Source organism: Streptomyces sp. URMC 123, from assembly GCF_051386515.1.
Lineage (GTDB): Bacteria > Actinomycetota > Actinomycetes > Streptomycetales > Streptomycetaceae > Streptomyces.
This window is the reverse complement of the sequence record NZ_JBPQTV010000108.1, coordinates 1-19,300: the sequence shown is the minus strand read 5'-3', so window position 1 is coordinate 19,300 and position 19,300 is coordinate 1. Positions and strand designations below refer to the sequence as shown.

Annotated in this window: 15 protein-coding genes and 1 pseudogene; 9 read left to right on the top strand and 7 right to left on the bottom strand. The window is 74.8% G+C overall.

Annotated features, from left to right (window positions below; genetic code table 11):
• The first annotated feature begins 223 nt into the window (after positions 1-223).
• On the top strand, positions 224-1,432 hold the full coding sequence (locus tag ACSNOD_RS15185; protein ID WP_436767444.1) for an alpha/beta hydrolase: 1,209 nt from the start codon (positions 224-226) through the stop codon (positions 1,430-1,432).
• Between the two features lie 37 nt (positions 1,433-1,469).
• Here ACSNOD_RS15185 and ACSNOD_RS15180 read toward each other — a convergent pair whose 3' ends face one another.
• Positions 1,470-2,039 carry a MerR family transcriptional regulator gene (locus ACSNOD_RS15180; protein WP_436767443.1) on the bottom strand — a complete coding sequence of 190 codons (570 nt, stop codon included), beginning with the start codon at positions 2,037-2,039 and terminating at the stop codon, positions 1,470-1,472.
• Between the two features lie 142 nt (positions 2,040-2,181).
• Here ACSNOD_RS15180 and ACSNOD_RS15175 point away from each other — a divergent pair, with 142 nt between their 5' ends.
• The 6 genes from ACSNOD_RS15175 to fabF all read left to right on the top strand — a co-directional run bounded on the left by ACSNOD_RS15175 (position 2,182) and on the right by fabF (position 8,051).
• Positions 2,182-3,003 (top strand): serine hydrolase domain-containing protein, encoded by an 822-nt coding sequence (locus tag ACSNOD_RS15175; protein ID WP_436767442.1) that lies wholly within the window; start codon positions 2,182-2,184, stop codon positions 3,001-3,003.
• A gap of 136 nt (positions 3,004-3,139) precedes the next feature.
• Positions 3,140-4,336: a PucR family transcriptional regulator gene (locus tag ACSNOD_RS15170; protein WP_436767441.1), complete on the top strand. Its 1,197-nt coding sequence runs from the start codon at positions 3,140-3,142 to the stop codon at positions 4,334-4,336.
• Between the two features lie 89 nt (positions 4,337-4,425).
• Positions 4,426-5,364: an ACP S-malonyltransferase gene (locus tag ACSNOD_RS15165; RefSeq protein WP_436767440.1), complete on the top strand. Its 939-nt coding sequence runs from the start codon at positions 4,426-4,428 to the stop codon at positions 5,362-5,364.
• Between the two features lie 18 nt (positions 5,365-5,382).
• Positions 5,383-6,393, top strand: coding sequence for a ketoacyl-ACP synthase III (locus ACSNOD_RS15160; RefSeq protein ID WP_436767439.1), 1,011 nt, complete (start codon positions 5,383-5,385; stop codon positions 6,391-6,393).
• Between the two features lie 70 nt (positions 6,394-6,463).
• The gene (locus ACSNOD_RS15155) at positions 6,464-6,712 is read left to right on the top strand and encodes an acyl carrier protein (RefSeq protein ID WP_436767438.1); all 249 of its coding nucleotides are present in this window, start codon (positions 6,464-6,466) and stop codon (positions 6,710-6,712) included.
• Positions 6,713-6,788: 76 nt separating this feature from the next.
• Complete coding sequence (fabF, locus tag ACSNOD_RS15150; RefSeq protein WP_436767437.1) at positions 6,789-8,051, top strand: beta-ketoacyl-ACP synthase II; 1,263 nt, start codon at positions 6,789-6,791, stop codon at positions 8,049-8,051.
• 153 nt (positions 8,052-8,204) lie between these two features.
• Here the strand turns inward: fabF and ACSNOD_RS15145 are convergent, their stop codons facing one another.
• Entirely contained in the window at positions 8,205-8,699 is a 495-nt protein-coding gene (locus ACSNOD_RS15145) for a DUF3145 domain-containing protein (RefSeq protein ID WP_436767436.1), read from the bottom strand.
• Positions 8,700-9,156: 457 nt separating this feature from the next.
• Here ACSNOD_RS15145 and ACSNOD_RS15140 point away from each other — a divergent pair, with 457 nt between their 5' ends.
• A complete protein-coding gene (locus tag ACSNOD_RS15140) occupies positions 9,157-10,059 on the top strand; it encodes an SGNH/GDSL hydrolase family protein (RefSeq protein ID WP_436767435.1) in 903 nt (300 codons plus the stop codon).
• Between the two features lie 41 nt (positions 10,060-10,100).
• Here the strand turns inward: ACSNOD_RS15140 and ACSNOD_RS15135 are convergent, their stop codons facing one another.
• From ACSNOD_RS15135 to ACSNOD_RS15115, 5 genes and pseudogenes are all read right to left on the bottom strand, one after another.
• A complete protein-coding gene (locus tag ACSNOD_RS15135) occupies positions 10,101-11,411 on the bottom strand; it encodes a nitrate/nitrite transporter (protein WP_436767445.1) in 1,311 nt (436 codons plus the stop codon).
• Between the two features lie 180 nt (positions 11,412-11,591).
• Positions 11,592-11,876: pseudogene (gene nirD, locus ACSNOD_RS15130) on the bottom strand (nitrite reductase small subunit NirD); the annotation flags it as partial.
• Entirely contained in the window at positions 11,873-14,572 is a 2,700-nt protein-coding gene (gene nirB / locus ACSNOD_RS15125) for a nitrite reductase large subunit NirB (RefSeq protein ID WP_436767434.1), read from the bottom strand. The pseudogene nirD and the gene nirB, both read right to left, overlap by 4 nt.
• The gene (locus ACSNOD_RS15120; protein ID WP_436767433.1) at positions 14,569-15,852 is read right to left on the bottom strand and encodes an NAD(P)/FAD-dependent oxidoreductase; all 1,284 of its coding nucleotides are present in this window, start codon (positions 15,850-15,852) and stop codon (positions 14,569-14,571) included. Before ACSNOD_RS15120 ends, nirB begins: the two co-directional genes overlap by 4 nt.
• Positions 15,849-18,098 (bottom strand): molybdopterin oxidoreductase family protein, encoded by a 2,250-nt coding sequence (locus tag ACSNOD_RS15115; protein ID WP_436767432.1) that lies wholly within the window; start codon positions 18,096-18,098, stop codon positions 15,849-15,851. The genes ACSNOD_RS15120 and ACSNOD_RS15115 overlap by 4 nt, the downstream gene beginning before the upstream one ends.
• A 191-nt stretch (positions 18,099-18,289) precedes the next feature.
• Here ACSNOD_RS15115 and ACSNOD_RS15110 point away from each other — a divergent pair.
• On the top strand, positions 18,290-19,300 hold a 1,011-nt coding region (locus ACSNOD_RS15110; RefSeq protein ID WP_436767431.1), incomplete at its 3' end, for a uroporphyrinogen-III synthase.

Below are 19,300 nucleotides of genomic sequence, written 5' to 3'. Positions count from 1 at the left end.
GCCCCGAGCCGAACCCCCCACCGCCGCCGGCGCCTTGCCCGCGGAGAGCCGCGTCTAGCCCGGCCCGGGCCGGGCCGGCGCGCTGATCGACCCCCTACTGGGGTATGACCTTCCGGTTGGCTCCTCGGGGTGACGTTCGGTCACCCCGCCCCCACCTACGTTTCCCTCGCCAGACGCCGCCGGGCCCCTTTCGGGGCGGTGGCACGGAAGAGGGAGACCGCCCATGCCGCGCCTCAAGCGCACCGCCATCGCCGCCGTCCTCATGGCGGCGATCGTCTCCGGCACCGCCGGCTGGGTGGCCGGTGCCGAGCAGACCGCCGTCACCGGGCCGCCGCCCGGCGCCGCCGCCTGGCGGGCCGACGACACCGCCGGCGCGCGGCTCCCCGACCCCGCCACCGCCGACCCCGCCGACGTCTCCCGCTTCTTCGCCACCCTCCCCGAGGACCGGCGGCAGCAGCTCCTGGAGCGCCACCCCCTCGTCCTCGGCAACCTCGACGGCGTCCCCACCGCCCTGCGCGTCGCCGCCAACGCCCGTGCCATCGCCGCCGAGCGGGACCGGGAGGCGGCCCGCGCCGCCGACCCCGACGTCACCGCCGGCGGCCGGGCTCAGGCCCGCGCCCTCGCCGACCGCTACGCCCGTCTCCTCGCCCCCGGGCGCCAGTTCCTCGCCTTCGACCCGCGCGGCCGCGGCCAGATCGCCGAGATCCACGGCGACCTCGCCAGCGCCCGCAAGGTCGCCGTCGTCGTGCCGGGCTCCGACATCGACCTGGCCACCTTCGACCGCGCGGACAAGCCGGAGGGCACCCCCGCCGGCATGGCCCGCTCGCTGCGGGCCGAGATGTCCCGTCAGGCCCCCGGCGTCGAGACCGCCGTCATCGCCTGGGTCGGCTACACCACCCCCGTCGGCCTCGGCCCCGACGCCGCCACCGGCCGGCTCGCCGAGGCCGGCGCCCCGCGCCTGGAGCGCTTCCTCGCCGGCCTCGCCGCCACCCGTACCGGCACCGCGGCCGCGCCCACCGTCTTCTGCCACAGCTACGGCTCCGTCGTCTGCGGCCTCGCCGCCCCGAAGCTGAGCGCCGCCGAGGCCGGTGACCTCGTCGTCTTCGGCTCCCCCGGCATGCACGCCGACCGCGCCTCCGAGCTGCGCACCGGCGCCCGGCTCTGGGCCGCCCGCGACGCCGACGACTGGATTCGGCACGTGCCCAACGTCCGCTTCCTCGGCCTCGGCCACGGCGCCGACCCCACCGACCCCGACTTCGGCGCCCGCGTCGTCTCCGCGGACCGCGCCCGGGGCCACACCGGCTACCTCGCCCCCGGCACGGAGTCGCTGCGCGGCTTCGCCGCCATCGCCCTCGGGCGCTACGCCGCCGTCCCCTGCGCCTCCGACGCGGCGCCCGGCGCCCAGCGGTGCACCCACGACCTCGTCGCCTGACCGGCGACCCGGCGCCCGCCGCCCGGACCGCCGGGGCTCACCCGGCCGCGACGCCCTCCGGCGCCGGGACCTGGCCCCCATAGATCTCGATCTTGTAGTCGAGGACGGCGAGCGTCTCGCGCAGCTCCGCGATCCGGTTGCGGACGTCCTCCCGGTGCGCGTGCAGCAGCCGCTTGCGCTCCTCGAAGGTGTCCTCGCCCAGCCGTACGTACTCGGCGTAGCGGACCATGTCGGCGACCGGCATGCCGGTGAGCCGCAGCTTGGCGACGAACGCCAGCCAGTCCAGATCGCGGTTGGTGTAGCGGCGCTGGCCGGTGTGCGAGCGGTCGACGTGCGGCATCAGGCCGATCCGCTCGTACCAGCGCAGCGTGTGCGCGGTCATCCCGGTGTGCGCGGCGACCTCGCTGATCGTGTAGCGGTCCCGGCCGGTGGGGCGGGGGTGGTTCCCCTCGCCGGGCGCGGCGGTCCGGCACTTCGCGGGGCGGCCGGAGGGCTCGGCGGGGGCCCGTTCCCCGGGGGCCGCCGGGGTCGGGCTCTCCACGCTCTCCGGAGCCGGCCCGCGCCGGCGGGGCCGGAGCCCGAGCGGAGCAGTCTCGATCACGGTCATGCGTCACCTTCGCCTTCGTCCCTCGTCCGCCAGTGACCCTGCCCACGCTAGAGAGTTGGAGCGCACTCCAAGCAAGCGCCCCCCTGGTCCGGGCCGGACGCCGGCCCGGGGCCCGGCCCCCGCGCCGGGTTACGCTCGTCGCATGCAGAGCCTGCGGATGATCGAGAACTGGCCGGTGCCGACCGCGGCGGCGGCCGTCGTACGGGCCGACGGCACGGTGGCCGGGTCGTACGGGCCCACCGCCCACCGCTTCCCGCTCGCGTCGGTCACCAAGCCGCTCGCCGCGTACGCCGCGTTGATCGCGATCGAGGAGGGCGCGGTCGAGCTCGACGAGCCGGCCGGGCCGGAGGGCTCCACGGTGCGCCATCTCCTCGCGCACACCTCCGGGCTCGCCTTCGACGAGCACCGGGTGATGGCGGAGCCGGGGACGCGGCGGCTGTACTCCAACGCCGGGTTCGAGGTGCTGGGCGACCACATCGCCAAGGCGGCGGACATCCCGTTCGCCGAGTACCTGCGGCAGGCGGTGCTGGAGCCGCTGGGCATGACCGCGACGGAGCTGGCCGGCTCGCCGGCGAAGGACGGCATCTCCACGGTGGACGACCTGGCGCGGTTCGCCGCCGAGGTGCAGGCGCCGCGGCTGCTGGCGCGCGAGACGCTCGCCGAGGCGACGGCGGTGGCGTACCCGGGGCTCTCCGGGGTGCTGCCGGGGTACGGGCACCAGCGGCCGAACGACTGGGGCCTGGGCTTCGAGATCCGCGACGGCAAGGCCCCGCACTGGACGGGCGCGGCCTCCTCGCCCCGTACGTTCGGGCACTTCGGGCAGTCCGGAACGTTCCTGTGGGTGGACCCGGAGGCGGGGGCGGCGTGCGTGGCCCTCGCGGACCGGGCGTTCGGGCCGTGGGCCGTGGAGGCGTGGCCCGCGCTGACCGACGCGGTGCTCGCGGAGCTCCGCCCCGCCGCGTAGACCCCGTACGACCGGACCGGGCGCCCCTCACGGCTCACCGCCGAGCAGCGGGCGCCCCGGCCCCCGCGGGCCCCGGAAAACCCCCCGTGGGGGCCCCATGTCCAGCGGAACCCCGCGAATAAGGCAGGCTTGTCCCGTGCCTGATTCCGGATCGAAGCCCACGCCGCCCCCCGCGCACCCGCACACCGCCACGCTGCGCCGGCTGGAGAAGTCCTCGGGACGGCTCGCCGCGAACGCGATCGCCCGCATGGACGAGACGCTCCCGTGGTACCGGGCGATGCCGCCGGAGAACCGGTCCTGGATCGGGCTGGTGGCCCAGGCCGGCATCGCGGCCTTCACGGAGTGGTTCCGGCACCCGGACGCCCCCCAGGCCATCAGCACGGACGTGTTCGGAACCGCGCCGCGCGAGCTGACCCGGGCGATCACCCTGCGCCAGACGGTGGAGATGGTCCGGACGACCATCGAGGTGATGGAGTCGGCCATCGACGAGGTGGCCGCCCCGGGCGACGAGTCCGCGCTGCGCGAGGCGCTGCTGATCTACGCCCGGGAGATCGCGTTCGCCACCGCCCAGGTGTACGCGCAGGCCGCCGAGGCCCGCGGCGCCTGGGACGCGCGGCTGGAGTCGCTGGTGGTCAACGCGGTGCTGTCCGGCGAGGCGGACGAGGGCGCCCTGTCGCGCGCGGCCGCGCTGGGCTGGAACTCCCCGGAGCACGTGTGCGTGGTGCTGGGCACCGCGCCGGACGGGGACAGCGAGCTGACCGTGGAGGCGATCCGCCGGGCGGCCCGGCACGCCAAGCTGCAGGTGCTCACCGGGGTGCTCGGCGCCCGGCTGGTGGTGATCGCGGGCGGCAGCAACGATCCGATCCGGGCGGCGAAGGCGCTGATCGGGCCGTTCGCGGCCGGCCCGGTGGTGGCGGGCCCCGTGGTGGGCGATCTGCTGTCGGCGACCCGGTCGGCGCACGCCGCCGCGGCCGGCCTCAAGGCGTGCACGGCCTGGCCGGACGCCCCCCGTCCGGTGCTGGCCGACGACCTGCTGCCCGAGCGCGCGATGGCGGGCGACACGGCCGCTCGTGAGCAGCTGGTGGAGGAGATCTACAGACCGCTGGAGGAGGCCGGCTCGGCGCTGCTGGAGACGCTCAGCGTCTACCTGGAGCAGGCGAGCAGCCTGGAGGGGGCGGCCCGGATGTTGTTCGTGCACCCCAACACCGTCCGCTACCGGCTGCGACGTGTGACCGATGTCACCGGCTGGTCGCCGTCGGATGTACGGTCCGCGTTCACCTTGCGTATCGCCCTGATCCTGGGCCGTCTCGCCGACGCGGACCGGCAACTCTAGTCTTTTGTCGGACACCCACAATTCCCCCGACGGTTCTTGGTCCCTGTCCCCACGGGCGACCTGACCCGTCCACAAGAGAGAGTGTGAGAGTGCTCGTACTCGTCGCTCCCGGCCAGGGCTCCCAGACCCCCGGCTTCCTGACCCCCTGGCTCGACCTTCCCGGTGTCGAGGACCGGCTCCGTGAATGGTCTGCGGACATCGACCTGGACCTGGTCCACTACGGCACGAACGCCGACGCGGACGAGATCCGCGACACCGCCGTCGCCCAGCCGCTGCTGGTGGCGGCGGCCCTGGTGTCGGCGCGGCAGCTCCTCCCCACGGCCGAGGACTTCTCGACCCGGGTGGGCGCCGCCGCCGGCCACAGCGTGGGCGAGCTGGCGGCGGCCGCGCTGACGGGCGTGCTGGACGAGACGACCGCGATGGGGCTCGTCCGCCGGCGCGGCCTGGCGATGGCGCAGGCGGCGTCGGTCACCGAGACCGGGATGTCCGCCCTGCTGGGCGGCGAGGCCGAGGTCGTGCTGCCGCACCTGGAGCGGCTGGGCCTGACCCCGGCGAATGTGAACGGCGCCGGCCAGATCGTGGCCGCGGGCACCGCCGAGCAGCTCGCCGCGCTGGCCGAGGACAAGCCGGAGGGCACCCGCCGGGTGGTGCCACTGAAGGTGGCCGGCGCGTTCCACACGCACCACATGGCCCCGGCGGTGTCGGTGCTGGAGTCCGCCGCGGCGGAGCTCACGGTGGCCGATCCGCACACCCGCTATGTCTCCAACCGCGACGGCGCGGTGGTGACGGAGGGCGTGGAGGTCGTGCGGCGGCTGGTGGGCCAGGTGGCCAACCCGGTCCGCTGGGACCTGTGCATGGACACCTTCAAGGAGCTCGGGGTCACCGCGCTGCTGGAGGTGTGCCCGGGCGGCACCCTCACCGGCCTGGCCAAGCGCGCCCTGCCGGGCGTGCGGACCCTGGCGCTCAAGACCCCCGAGGACCTGGACGCGGCCGGCGCGCTCATCGCCGAGTACGCGACCACGGCCTGACAAGGAGCCCGAGAGAGCATGTCGAAGATCAAGCCCAGTAAGGGCGCCCCGTATGCGCGCATCGTCGGCGTCGGCGGCTACCGGCCGACCCGGGTGGTGCCCAACGAGGTGATCCTCGAGACGATCGACTCCTCCGACGAGTGGATTCGCTCGCGGTCCGGCATCTCCACCCGCCACTGGGCGGGGCCGGACGAGACCGTCGCCGAGATGTCGCTGGAGGCGGCGGGCAAGGCCATCGCGGACGCCGGGATCTCCGCCGAGCAGATCGGCGCCGTGATCATCGCCACCGTGTCGCACTTCAAGCAGACCCCCGCGGTCGCGACGGAGATCGCGCACCGGCTGGGCGCGGGCAAGCCGGCCGCGTTCGACATCTCCGCCGGCTGTGCGGGCTTCACCTACGGCCTGACCCTGGCCAAGGGCATGGTCACGGACGGCAGCGCGGAGTACGTGCTGGTCGTGGGCGTGGAGCGGCTCTCCGACCTGACCGACCTGGAGGACCGGGCGACGGCGTTCCTCTTCGGTGACGGCGCGGGAGCGGTCATCGTCGGCCCGGCCAAGGAGCCCGCCATGGGTCCCACGGTGTGGGGCTCGGAGGGCGACAAGGCGGAGACGATCAAGCAGACCCTGCCCTGGGACGTCTACCGCGATCGCACGGACATCTCCGACATCCGCTACCCGGCGATCACCCAGGAGGGCCAGACGGTCTTCCGCTGGGCGGTGTTCGAGATGGCGAAGGTGGCCCAGCAGGCGCTGGACGCGGCCGGAATCTCCGTGGATGACCTGGATGTCTTCATTCCGCACCAGGCCAATGTGCGGATCATCGACTCGATGGTGAAGACTCTCAAGCTGCCGGAGCATGTCGTGGTCGCGCGGGACGTGGAGACCACCGGCAACACCTCGGCCGCCTCGATTCCGCTCGCCATGGAGCGGCTGTTGGCGACCGGGCGGGCGAAGAGCGGTGACACCGCGCTCGTCATCGGCTTCGGGGCGGGTCTCGTCTACGCCGCGACGGTCGTTACCCTCCCCTAGTCAAGATCTACACGGCCCGGAGCTCTTCGGCGCCGTGCTTACCACCGATACACACCGAAGGAGCGCCGTCATGGCCGCCACGAAGGAAGACATCGTCGAGGGTCTCGCCGAGATCGTCAACGAGATCGCCGGCATCCCGACCGAGGACGTCAAGGAGGAGAAGTCCTTCACCGACGACCTCGATGTCGACTCGCTCTCCATGGTCGAGGTCGTCGTCGCCGCCGAGGAGCGCTTCGATGTGAAGATCCCCGACGAGGACGTCAAGACCCTGAAGACCGTGGGCGACGCCGTCGACTACATCCTGAAGCACCAGGACTGATCCAGCCGGATGTCTGTCGCCACCCCGCGGTGGCGCCGTCGATTCGGACCTCTCGACACGTGGAGAAAGAATTCCTGTGAACGCGACCAATCGCACCGTGGTCGTCACCGGTATCGGCGCAACCACACCGCTGGGTGGCGACACCGCTTCGACCTGGGAGGGTCTGCTCGCGGGTCGTTCCGGCGTCGGTCCCCTCCAGCAGGAGTGGGCCGAGCAGCTTCCGGTACGGATCGCGGCGCAGATCGCCGTCGACCCCTCGGAGATCCTTCCTCGTCCGCTGGCGCGGAAGCTCGACCGCTCCGCCCAGTTCGCGCTGATCGCCGCCAAGGAGGCGTGGGCCGACGCGGGCTTCACCGCCAAGGCCGGTGAGGACGCCGCCGTCGCCCCCGAGCGGCTGGGCGCGGTCATCGCCTCCGGCATCGGCGGTGTGACGACCCTGCTCGACCAGTACGACGTGCTGCGCGAGAAGGGCGTCCGCCGGGTGTCCCCGCACACCGTGCCGATGCTGATGCCGAACAGCCCCTCGGCCAACGTGGGCCTGGAGGTGAACGCCCGCGCGGGCGTCCACACCCCGGTCAGCGCGTGCGCCTCGGGCGCCGAGGCCATCGGCTACGCCATCGAGATGATCCGCACCGGCCGCGCCGACGTGGTCGTGGCGGGCGGCACGGAGGCGGCGATCCACCCGCTGCCGATCGCCGCGTTCGGCAACATGATGGCGATGTCCAAGAACAACGACGACCCGCAGGGCGCCTCGCGGCCGTACGACGTGGCCCGTGACGGCTTCGTCCTCGGCGAGGGCGCCGGTGTGATCGTCCTGGAGTCGGCGGAGCACGCCGCCCGCCGCGGCGCGAAGGTCTACGCCGAGGCGCTGGGCCAGGGCATCTCCGCGGACTCGCACCACATCACCCAGCCGGAGCCGGAGGGCAACGGCATCGCCTACGCGCTCCGCAACCTGCTGGACCACACGGACCTCAAGGCGTCCGAGATCGCGCACGTCAACGCGCACGCCACCTCGACCCCGCAGGGCGACGTGGCGGAGATCAAGGCGCTGCGCAAGGTGTTCGGCGACGACGTGGACCACATGGCGCTGTCCGCCACCAAGTCCATGACGGGTCACCTCCTCGGTGGCGCGGGCGGTGTCGAGACGGTCGCGACCGTGCTGGCGCTGAAGAACCGGATCGCCCCGCCGACGATCAACATCGAGAACCTGGACCCGGAGGCCGACGCGGACGTCGTCCGCGGTGAGGCGCGCGCGCTGCCCGAGGGCACCATCGCCGCGCTGAACAACTCCTTCGGCTTCGGCGGTCACAACGTGGTGCTGGCGTTCCGCTCGGTCTGACGCCCGGCGCGCCGCCCGCGCTCCTCGATCGCGCTTCTCGATCGCGCGCGAGCACGAACGATGGCGGGCCACCCCCTCGGGGGTGGCCCGCCATCGGCGTTCTCTCCGCCGGCGTGTCGCGCCCCGGCGGGTCGTGGCGGGGGCGGGAGCGGGTCAGACGACCTGGTGCAGCCAGCGGACCGGCGCGCCCTCACCGGCGTAGCGGAACGGTTCGAGCTCGTCGTCCCAGGGCTTGCCGAGCAGCTTGGCGATCTCGGTCTCCAGGTCGGTCTCGCCGCGCCCGGAGCGCAGCAGCGCGGCCCGCAGCCGGTCCTCGGGGATGAGGATGTCGCCGTGGATGCCGGTGACGGCGTGAAAGATGCCCAGCTCGGGGGTGGAGCTGTAGCGCTCGCCCTCCGCGGTGGGGCACGGTTCGGCCGTCACCTCGAAGCGCAGCAGATGCCAGCCGCGCAGCGCCGACGCCAGCTTGGAGGCGGTGCCGGGTTCGCCCTGCCAGGAGAACTCGGCCCGCCAGGTGCCGGGCGAGGCGGGTTGTCTGATCCAGTCGAGATTGACGCGCAGGCCGAGGACGCCCGCGATGGCCCATTCGACGTGCGGGCACAGCGCGCGCGGTGCTGAGTGCACGTACAGAACTCCACGTGTCGTCACCGGGACCTCCAGTGTGGGACAAGGTTCGCCTTCCCCAGCGGCCTCGCGCCCGTACCGGTCGCGCCCGGGACAGCACGTGACATCCTGCCCCAGCGATCACTTCCGTACCAGTTCCCGAGGTTACGTGTAGTAAACACTATCGGGAGTAATTCTCATCAAAAGGGACAGCGTGTGACGTGATGTAATTTACCGGCCGGAACTATGGACTCTGGGTCGACGGGCCGTCAGGACACCGCGCCGCACGGCGCGACGGCCCGACCGCCACGGGGAAAAGCTACCGTGCGTCGGGGGCCGTGGGGTCACGTACCGTCGGTCCAGGTGGGATGACACGGAACCTTTCACCCGCGAGGACGCCATACAAAAGGGCCGATCGGGGAACGACCCGGCGGCTCCGGGCGTCCTTCCAACGATGACGACGACGCGCACGGGCACGGGAACCGGCGGGAGGGGACGACGTATGCGGGGCAGGATCGCCCTCGCGGCGCTGACGGCCGCGGCCGTGCTCGGCGGGCTCACGGGCTGTACGTCGGCCGGCTCCCCCGGCGACGGCGCGTCGCCCGGCGGGCCCGGCACCACGGCCGGCGGGCGGACCTCCGCCCCGCCGGCCCCCGCCTGGAACACCAGCCCCCGGTCGATCGCCGCGCTGGGCGACTCCATCACCCGCGGCTTCGACGCCTGTGTGGTGTTCGCCGACTGCCCGGAGGTCTCCTGGGCCACCGGCACCGGCCCCGGCGTCACCAGCCTCGCCCGCCGGCTGCTGCCCTCCCCCGAGACCAACAGCTGGAACTACGCCCGCACCGGGGCCCGGATGGCCGATCTGCCGCGCCAGGCCGAGGCGATGACCGCGGAGCGCCGGCCGGAGCTGGTCACGGTGATGGCCGGCGCCAACGACGCCTGCCGGGACAGCACCGCCCTGATGACCCCCGTCGCCGCGTTCCGCCGCGACTTCCGGACCGCGCTCACCACGCTGCGGCGCGAACTGCCCACGGCGCAGGTCTATGTGACCAGCATCCCGGACCTCAAGCGGCTGTGGTCCGAGGGCCGGCAGAACCCGCTCGGCAAGCAGGTGTGGAAGCTCGGCATCTGCGCGTCGATGCTCGCCGACCCCGACGCGATGGACGCCGCCGCCACCCAGCGGCGGCAGCAGGTGTACGAGCGGGTGGTGGCGTACAACTCCGTGCTGCGGGAGGAGTGCGGGCGCGACCCGCTCTGCCGGTACGACGGCGGGGCGGTGTTCGACTACCGCTTCACCGGCGAGCAGTTGAGCGAGTGGGACTGGTTCCACCCCAGCCGGAACGGCCAGGCGCGGCTGGCCGAGCTGGCGTACGAGCGGATCACCGCGCGCGAGCCGCTGGCGTAAGTGGCCGCCCGGGCACGGACGTACGGTTCGCGCGCCTGCCGCTACGGCGCGGGGGTGCGGCGGCGGGGGCGGAGGTAGACCGCCCAGGTCAGCACCAGGCACAGCGCGTAGGCGATGAGGAAGGCGAGATACGCGGCGTCGCCGTTGCCGGAGGTCTGGAACGACTGCCGGAAGGCCACGTTGACCAGGACGCCGCCGAACGCCCCGATCGCCCCGGCGATCCCGATCAGCGCCGAGGCCCGCCGCCGCGACTCCCGCTCCGCCGTGTCCGGGTCCGCCCCGCGGGCGACGGCCGCCGCCGCCTTGGCGCGGAAGATCGCCGGAATCATCTTGTACGTCGAGCCGTTGCCGACCCCGCTGAAGAGGAAGAGCGCCACGAATCCGGTGAGGAACAGCGGCAGCGAGCCCTGCCGCGAGGCGGTCAGCACGAGCAGCGCGCCGCCCGCCATCGCCGCGAACGTCCCCATGGTCACCCGGGCGCCGCCCCAGCGGTCGGCGAGCAGCCCGCCGACCGGGCGGACCAGCGAGCCCAGCAGCGGGCCGAGGAAGGTGAGGCAGGCGGCCTTCACCGGGGTGTCGAACCGGTCGTGGAACTGCACCTGGAGCACCTGTCCGAAGGCGAAGCCGAAGCCGATGAAGGAGCCGAATGTGCCGATGTAGAGCGCCGAGACGACCCAGGTGTGCGGCTCGCGGCAGACGTCGCGCATGGCCCGCTTGTCGTTGCGCAGCGCGGTGAGGTTGTCCATCCGCAGGGCCGCGCCGAGGGCCGCCAGGCAGATGAGCGGGATGTACAGGAGCGGCAGCAGCCTCGGGTGGCCGGCGCCGGCGGTGGCCAGGATGAGCAGCCCGAGGAGCTGTACGGCGGGCACGCCGAGGTTGCCGCCGCCGGCGTTGACGCCGAGCGCCCACCCCTTGAGGCGCTGGGGGTAGTAGGCGTTGATGTTCGCCATGGAGGAGGCGAAGTTGCCGCCGCCGACGCCGGCGACACAGGCGACGGCCAGCAAGGTCCCGTAGGAGACGCCGGGTTCGAGCACGACGCCGGCCGCGACGGTGGGCACGAGCAGCAGCAGCGCGCTGAACACGGTCCAGTTGCGGCCGCCGAAGACGGCCACGGCGAAGGTGTACGGCAGCCGCAGGACCGCGCCCAGGGCCGTGGGCAGGGCGGTGAGCAGGAACTTCCCGGCCGCGTCGATGCCGTACTCCGGCCCGAGGAAGAGCACGAGGACCGACCACAGGCTCCACACGGAGAAGCCGATGTGCTCGCAGAGCACGGAGAGGACGAGGTTGCGGCGGGCGACGCGGGCGCCGGTCCGCTCCCAGAAGGCGGTGTCCTCCGGCCGCCAGTCGTCGATGTCCCGCCGCCCGCCGCGCGGCTGCCCACCCCGCCGCTCCCCGGCCGGCTCGGTCCGGGGTGCGTCGGACCGGGCGGCGTCGGACCCGTCGACGCCGGTGCCCGGCGCGGCCGCCTCGCAGGCGCGGACCGACCAGACCTTCACCGCGGCCGCGCCCCCGCCGGGCGCGGTCTCCTCGTCCAGACAGACCCCGGTGCGCAGGTCGAACGCCTGCTTGTACATGGGCGAGGCGACCACCGGCACCTCGCCGCGGCTGCCGAGGATGCCCCGGGACAGCACCTGCGCGCCGCTGAACGGATCGCGGTTGTCGACGGCGTACAGCCGCCCGGACCGGTCCCGGAAGAGCGCCACCTGCTCCTCCCCGACCAGCACGGCCACCCCGCGCCCCGGCTCCAGGGCCGCCGCGTCGCAGACCGGCCGCCAGCCGGTCCCGTCGTGGATCTCCACGGTCGTCGTTCCGCTCATCGGGAGCGCACCTCCAGTTCGGCGCCGGAGACGAGGACGAGGCCGTCCTCGTCGGGGCGGGCGGGGCGGATCTGACCCCGCTCGGGGACGAAGCGCACCGTCGGGTCGGGGGTGTCGGGCGCGTTGGCGAAGGAGACGAAGCGGCGCAGCCGCTCGGGGTCGGCCAGGGTGGCGGCCCACTCGTCCCGATAGGTGGCGACGTGCCGGCTCATCAGCTCGTCCAGGTCCGCGCAGATGCCCAGGGAGTCCTCCAGGACGACCGCGCGCAGATGGTCGAGGCCGCCCTCCAGGCGCTCCAGCCAGGGCGCGGTGCGCTCCAGCCGGTCGGCGGTGCGGATGTAGAACATCAGGAACCGGTCGATGGTGCGGATCAGCGTCTCGCGGTCCAGGTCGGCGGCGAGCAGATCGGCGTGGCGCGGGGTCATGCCGCCGTTGCCGCCCACGTACAGGTTCCAGCCGGCGGAGGTGGCGATCACCCCGAAGTCCTTGCTCTGGGCCTCGGCGCACTCGCGGGCGCAGCCGGAGACCGCGGACTTCAGCTTGTGCGGGGCGCGCAGCCCCCGGTAGCGCAGCTCCAGTTCGATGGCGAGGGCCACCGAGTCCTGCACCCCGTAGCGGCACCAGGTCTCGCCCACGCAGGACTTCACGGTGCGCAGCGCCTTGCCGTAGGCGTGGCCGGACTCGAAGCCGGCGTCGACCAGCCGCTTCCAGATCAGCGGGAGCTGGTCCACGCGGGCGCCGAAGAGGTCGATCCGCTGCCCGCCGGTGATCTTGGTGTAGAGGCGGAAGTCGCGGGCGATCTCGCCGATGGTGATCAGGCCCTCGGGGGTGATCTCGCCGCCGGGGACGCGGGGCACGACGGAGTACGAGCCGTTGCGCTGGAGGTTGGCGAGGTGGTGGTCGTTGGTGTCCTGGAGGGCGGCCTGCTCGCCGTCCAGGATGTGACCGCCCCCGAGGCCGGCCAGGATCGAGGCGACGACGGGCTTGCAGACGTCGCAGCCCTCGCCGCTGCCGTGCTCGTCGATCAGCCGGGAGAAGCTGTCGATCCCCTTGACCCGGATGATCTCGTACAGCTCGGCCCGGGTCTGGGTGAAGTGCTCGCACAGCCCGCGGGCGATCTCCACGCCCTCGGCGGCGAGTTCCCCGGTGACCAGGGTGTCCAGGACCTTGACGCAGCTGCCGCAGCCGGTGCCGGCCCGGGTGCACTTCTTGACCTCGGGGACGGTGCGGCAGCCCCGCTCGTGGACGGCGTCCTTGATCGCGCCCTGGGTGACGTTGTGGCAGGAGCAGACGACGGCGTCGTCGGGGAGCGTCACCGGGCCGGCCGGGGCGTCCGCGGAGGCCGGCAGCACGAGCTGCTCGGGCGGCGCGGACAGGGGCGCGCCGCTGCCGGCGAGGGTGCGCAGGACGCCGTACGCCTCGGTGTCACCGACCAGGACGCCGCCGAGCAGGGCGCCGTCCGCGCCGATCACCAGCTTCTTGTAGACGCCCTCGCGGCTGTTGGAGTACAGCACGTCGAGACAGCCCTCGGCGGTGCCGTGGGCGTCGCCGAAGCTGGCCACGTCCACGCCGAGCAGCTTGAGCTTGGTGGAGGTGTCGGCGCCGGTGAACGCGGCGTCGCCGCCGGCGAGGGCGAGCGCGGCGGTCTCGGCCATGGCGTAGCCGGGGGCGACGAGGCCGTACACCCGGCCGTCGGCGGCCAGGGCGCACTCGCCGATGGCCCAGATGTGCGGGTCGGCGGTGCGGCAGCGCTCGTCGACGGCGATGCCGCCGCGCTCCCCGACGGGCAGCCCGCAGTCGCGGGCGAGCTGGTCGCGGGGGCGCACCCCGGCGGAGAAGACCACGAGGTCCACGGGGAGTTCGGTGCCGTCGGAGAGGGCCATGGCGCGCACCCGGCCGGTCGCGTCGGCGCGCGTGTCACCGTCGTGGGTGTCGTCGGCGGGGGCGTCGCCGTGGGTGTCGATCCGCTCGGTGCCCGCGCCGGTGTGCACCACCACGCCCAGGTCCTCGATCTTGCGGCGGAGCACGGCGCCGCCGCCCTCGTCGACCTGGAGCGCCATCAGCCGGGGCGCGAACTCCACCACATGGGTCTCCAGCCCCATGGCCCGCAGCGCGCCGGCCGCCTCCAGCCCGAGGAGCCCGCCGCCGACCACCGCGCCCACCCGCGCCGCGGCCGCGTCGGCGCGGATGGCCTCCAGGTCGTCGAGGGTGCGGTAGACGTGGCAGCCCTCGGCGGCGTGGCCGGGCACCGGCGGCACGAACGGGTACGAGCCGGTGGCCAGCACCAGCGCGTCGTACGGCAGGACGTGGCCGGCGGCGGTGGTGACCCGGCGGGCGGCGCGGTCGATCGAGGCGGCCGGGTCGCCCAGCCGCAGCTCGACGCCGTACCGGGCGAGGAAGTCCGCCGGGCACAGGTTCAGTTCCTCGGCGGTGGTGCCGGAGAACCAGGAGGTGAGCCGGACCCGGTCGTAGGCGGGGCGGTTCTCCTCGGCCAGGACGGTCACCCGCCAGTGCGCCGCCGCGCCCGGCTGCTCGAACAGCGCCTCCAGGAAGCGCTGGCCCACCATCCCGTGGCCGACGAGGACGAGGTCCTTCCGGGTCGGCGCGGCGGGCGGCGGGGTGGCCGACGTTGTGGCCGGCGTTGTGGCCGGCGCGGTGGCCGTGGGGGTGGTCGCCGTGGTCGCCGTGGTCGTCATCGAGTCGCTCCTTGGGCGGTGAGCAGGTGCAGGGGGCCTTCGGGCAGCGGGTCGCCGCGCTCGTAGGCCCGGGTCAGGGCGCCGACGGTGGCGAGGTCGCCGAGGAGGATGCCGCCGACGAGCCGGTCGCCGCGGAGGACGAGCTTCTTGTACGAGCCGCGGGTGGCGTCGGCGAGGCGCAGCACGTCGAGGCCGGGGCCGTCCTCGCCCGGGTCGCCGAACGCCGCGTACTCCAGGGGGCCGGCGGTCAGCCGGGAGAACGGGTGCCAGCCGGCGTAGCGGGCGCCGGGGTCGGCGCCGGAGAGCCGGGCGGCCAGCACGTCGGCCTGTTCCCAGGCGGGTGCGGCCAGGCCGGGGACGGTGCCGCGGTGCTCGGCGCAGTCGCCGAGGGCGTGCACACCGGGGGCGCAGGAGAGCGTGTCGTCGACCACGACCCCGGTGGCGACGGGGAGCCCGGCGGCGCGGGCGAGGGCGGTACGGGGGCGGACGCCGCAGGCCAGGACGACGAGGTCGGCGTCGAGGGCGCGGCCGTCGGCGAGCTCCACGCCGGTGACGCGGGCGGTGGCGCGGCCGGACTCCGCGCCCGGCGCCGTGCCGTCTTCGGCGCCGGTCCCGGCTTCGGGCACCGTGCCGGGCCCGGCGACGCGCAGGGCGACCGCCTCGGCGCCCAGGCGCACCCCGACGCCCAGACCGGCCAGGCCACGCCCCAGCACCGCGGCGGCCTGCCCGTCGAGATGGCGCTCGACCAGGTGCGGGGCGCGGTGGGCGATCTCCACCGGCAGCCCGAGCGCGGCCAGCGCCCGGGCCGTGCTCACCCCGAGCACCCCGCCGCCGACGACCACGGCCCGCCGGGCCCGTACGGCGTCCTCGGCCAGCCGCCGGCAGTCCGCGACCGTACGCAGCGTGTGCACGCCCGCCGGCCGCGCGCCGTCCGGCCCGCGCAGCCCCCGCACCTCGGGCTCCACCGGCTCGGCGCCGGTGGCCAGGACCAGCGTGTCGTACCGGGCTCCGCCGCCGTCCGCCAGCCGCAGGGTGCGCCCGGCCGGGTCCACGGCGGTCACCTCCGCGCCGGTGCGCACCGTCGCCGCGCCGTGCGGCAGCGCGATGGCCGCCGCGTCGTACCGGCCGGTGAGCACCTCGGCGAGCAGCACGCGGTTGTACGGGGCCCGGGGCTCGGCGCCGTAGAGGGTGATGTCGGCGTCGCCGCCCAGGGCGTGGAACGTGTGGGCGAAGCGGGCGGCGGCCATGCCCGCGCCGACGACGGCGATCCGGCGGGTCATCGGTCCTCCCCCGGGCCCGCCCGCTCCACCCGGACCGCGCACACCTTGAACTCCGGCATGCGCGACACCGGGTCGAGCGCCGGGTTGGTCAGCGAGTTGGCCCGCCCGGCCCCGCCCCAGTGGAAGGGCATGAACACCGTGTCGGGCCGCACCGTGTCCGTCACCCGGGCCGGCGCCACCGCCCGCCCGCGGCGGCTGCTGACGGCCAGCAGCTCGCCGTCGGCCACGCCCAGCCGCCGTGCCAGCACGGGGTGGACCTCCACGAACGGGCCGGGCGCGGCCCGGTTGAGCTCCGCCACCCGCCGGGTCTGCGCCCCGCTCTGGTACTGGGCCAGCACCCGCCCGGTGGTCAGGAACAGGGGGTACTCGGCGTCCGGCTCCTCGGCCGCGGGCCGGTGCGACACGGCGGCGAACCGGGCCCGCCCGTCGGGCGTGGCGAAGCGGTCCAGGAACAGCCGGGGCGTGCCCGGGTGCGCGCCGTCCGGGCAGGGCCAGAACACCCCGTCCTCGGCCCTGATCCGGTCGTAGTCGATGCCCGCGTAGTCCGCCTGGCCGCCGGCGGAGGCCCGGCGCAGCTCCTCGAACACCTCCTCGGGGTCGTCGGGGAACCCCCGGTCGACTCCCAGCCGGGCGGCGAGCTCGCGCAGCACGGTCAGATCGCCGCGTACGCCGGCGGGCGGGTCGAGCGCCTTCTGCCGCAGGATCACCCGGCCCTCCAGATTGGTGAGGGTGCCGGTCTCCTCCGCCCACTGGGCGGCCGGCAGCACCACGTCGGCCAGCTCCGCCGTCTCGGAGAGCACCAGGTCGCCGACGGCGAGGAAGTCCAGCGCGCGCAGCCGCTCGGTGACATGGCCGGCGCGGGGCGCGGAGACGACCGGGTTGGAGCCCATCAGCAGCAGCGCCCGTACGCCGCCGTCCCGGCCGGCGCCGGCCAGCAGCTCGTACGCGCTGGTCCCGGGGCCGGGCAGGTCCTCGGGGCGCACCCCCCACACGGCGGCGACATGGGCGCGGGCGGCCGGGTCCTCGATGGAGCGGTAGCCGGGGAGCTGGTCGGCCTTCTGGCCGTGCTCCCGGCCGCCCTGGCCGTTGCCCTGGCCGGTGAGGCAGCCGTAGCCGGACAGCGGGCGGCCGGCCCGGCCGGTGGCCAGACACACGTTGATCCAGGCGCCGACGGTGTCCGTGCCCTTGCTCTGCTGCTCCGGGCCGCGCGCGGTGAGCACCATGCCGTCGGGCGCGCTGGTGAACAGCTCGACGGCCCGGCGCAGTTCGGCTACCGGGACGCCGGTGATCCGCTCCACGCGCTCGGGCCAGTGCGCCATGGCGGCGGCGCGGGCCTCCTCGAACCCGGTGGTGCGGCGGGCGATGAAGTCCTCGTCCCGGTGCCCGTCCGCGATGATCAGGTGGAGCAGGCCGAGGGCGAGCGCGAGATCGCTGCCGGGCTGCGGCCGCAGGTGCAGATCGGCCAGTTCGGCGGTGCGGGTGCGGCGCGGGTCGACCACAATCAGGGTGCCGCCGCGCTCGCGCAGCTCCCGGAAGTAGCGCACCGCCGGCGGCATCGTCTCGGCCGGGTTGGCGCCCACGAGGATCACACAGCCGGTGCGGGCGATGTCCGCCATCGGGAACGGCAGCCCCCGGTCGAGGCCGAACGCCCTGCGGTTCGCCGCCGCGGCCGAGGACATGCAGAACCGGCCGTTGTAGTCGATGTTCGCGGTGCGCAGCACGACGCGGGCGAACTTCCCCAGCAGATACGCCTTCTCGTTGGTGAGACCGCCGCCGCCGAAGACGCCCACCGCGTCGGGGCCGTGCCGCCGCCGGGTCGCGGCCAGGCCCTCGGCGACCCGGTCCAGCGCCTCGTCCCAGGACGCCTCGCGCAGGGGGCCGCCGCGCCGGTCGCGCACCAGCGGGGCGGTGAGCCGGGCCCCGCCGGTGAGCAGGGCGCCGGCGGTGCGGCCCTTGCCGCACAGGGCGCCGAGGTTCACGGGGAAGCGGGGGCGTTCCAGGACCTCGACGGCGGGGCGCTCGGCCACGGGCTTCTCGCCCGTGGCCGCGTCGTGCGTGGCCGCGTTGCCCGGGAACGCGTTGCCCAGGGACGTGTCGCCCACGGCCGCGTTGTCGCCGTCGCCGCCGGCCACCTCGCCCGTGGCGCGCAGCCGCATCCCGCACTGCAGGGAGCAGTACGGGCAGTGGGTGTCGGTGGCGGCCCCCGTATCGGGGGCGGGCCCGGTCCTCGTGGCGGCGAACGTCATGGCAGCGAGCCTCGCCCGCGCCGATTGCGCCGCCGTGTCGCCCCTGTTGCGCCCGCGGTACGAGGTCCTCACACGCCGCCCCGGACGGCGTGGGCCGCAGGACATCCTTCGTAACCTCGTACGGCGCTTCCCTAACCCGGGCGTGATGGCCGCGCAACGCGGCCGAAACCCGGCGGGTCGAGCATGCGTTCATGTGTACAGGCACCACGGCCGGCGCGGGACCGCTGGCCGGTTTCGTCATCGGGGTGACCGCCGACCGGCGGCGCGACGAGCTCACCGCCCTGCTCGGACGGCGCGGCGCGCGGGTGGTCGAGGCGCCCACGATGCGGATCGTCCCGCTGGGCGACGACCTCGCGCTGCGCCGCGCCACGCGGCGGTGCGTCGCCGGCCCGCTCGACTACGTCGTGGCCACCACCGGGGTCGGCTGGCGCGGCTGGATGAGCGCCGCCGAGGGGTGGGGGTACGGGGCGGCCCTCGCCGAGGCGTGCCGGGGCGCGATCGTCCTCACCCGGGGGCCCAAGGCGACCGGCGCGGTGCGGGCCAGCGGCCTGGCGGAGACGTACTCCCCCGGGTCCGAGGCGTGCGACGAGCTGCTGGCCTGGCTGCTCGCCCGCGATCTGCGCGGCAGCCGGGTGGCCGTGCAGGAGCACGGCGCGCCGCTCGCCGGCTTCGCGGCGGCGCTGCGCGAGCGCGGCGCGGAGGTGATCGAGGTCCCGGTGTACCGGTGGACGCCGCCGGACGACCCGGGCGCGGTGCGGCGGCTGGTGGAGCAGACGGCGCGCCACGAGATACACGCGCTGACCTTCACCAGCGCCCCGGCGATCGAGTACTTCCTGGACGCGGCCCGCGCGGCCGGCCTCTACGAGGACACGCTGGCCGCACTGCGCGACGGGGTGCTGCCGGTGTGCGTCGGGCCGGTGTGCGCCCGGCCGCTGGAGGACGCCGGGGTCCGGGCCGTCTGCCCCGACCGGGGCCGGCTGGGCTCGATGGTCCGCACGCTCACGGAGGTGCTGCCGGCCCGCGACCGGCGCGAGCTGCGGGTCGGCGGCCGCGAGCTGGTCCTCCAGGGCAGCGCGCTGCTGGCCGGCGGCGAGGCGATCTGGCTGCCGCCGGTGCCGGCGGCGCTGCTGCGGGCGCTGGCCGAGCAGCCGGGCCGGGTGCTCAGCCGGGCGGATCTGCTGCGGCGGGTGTGGGGGCGGGTG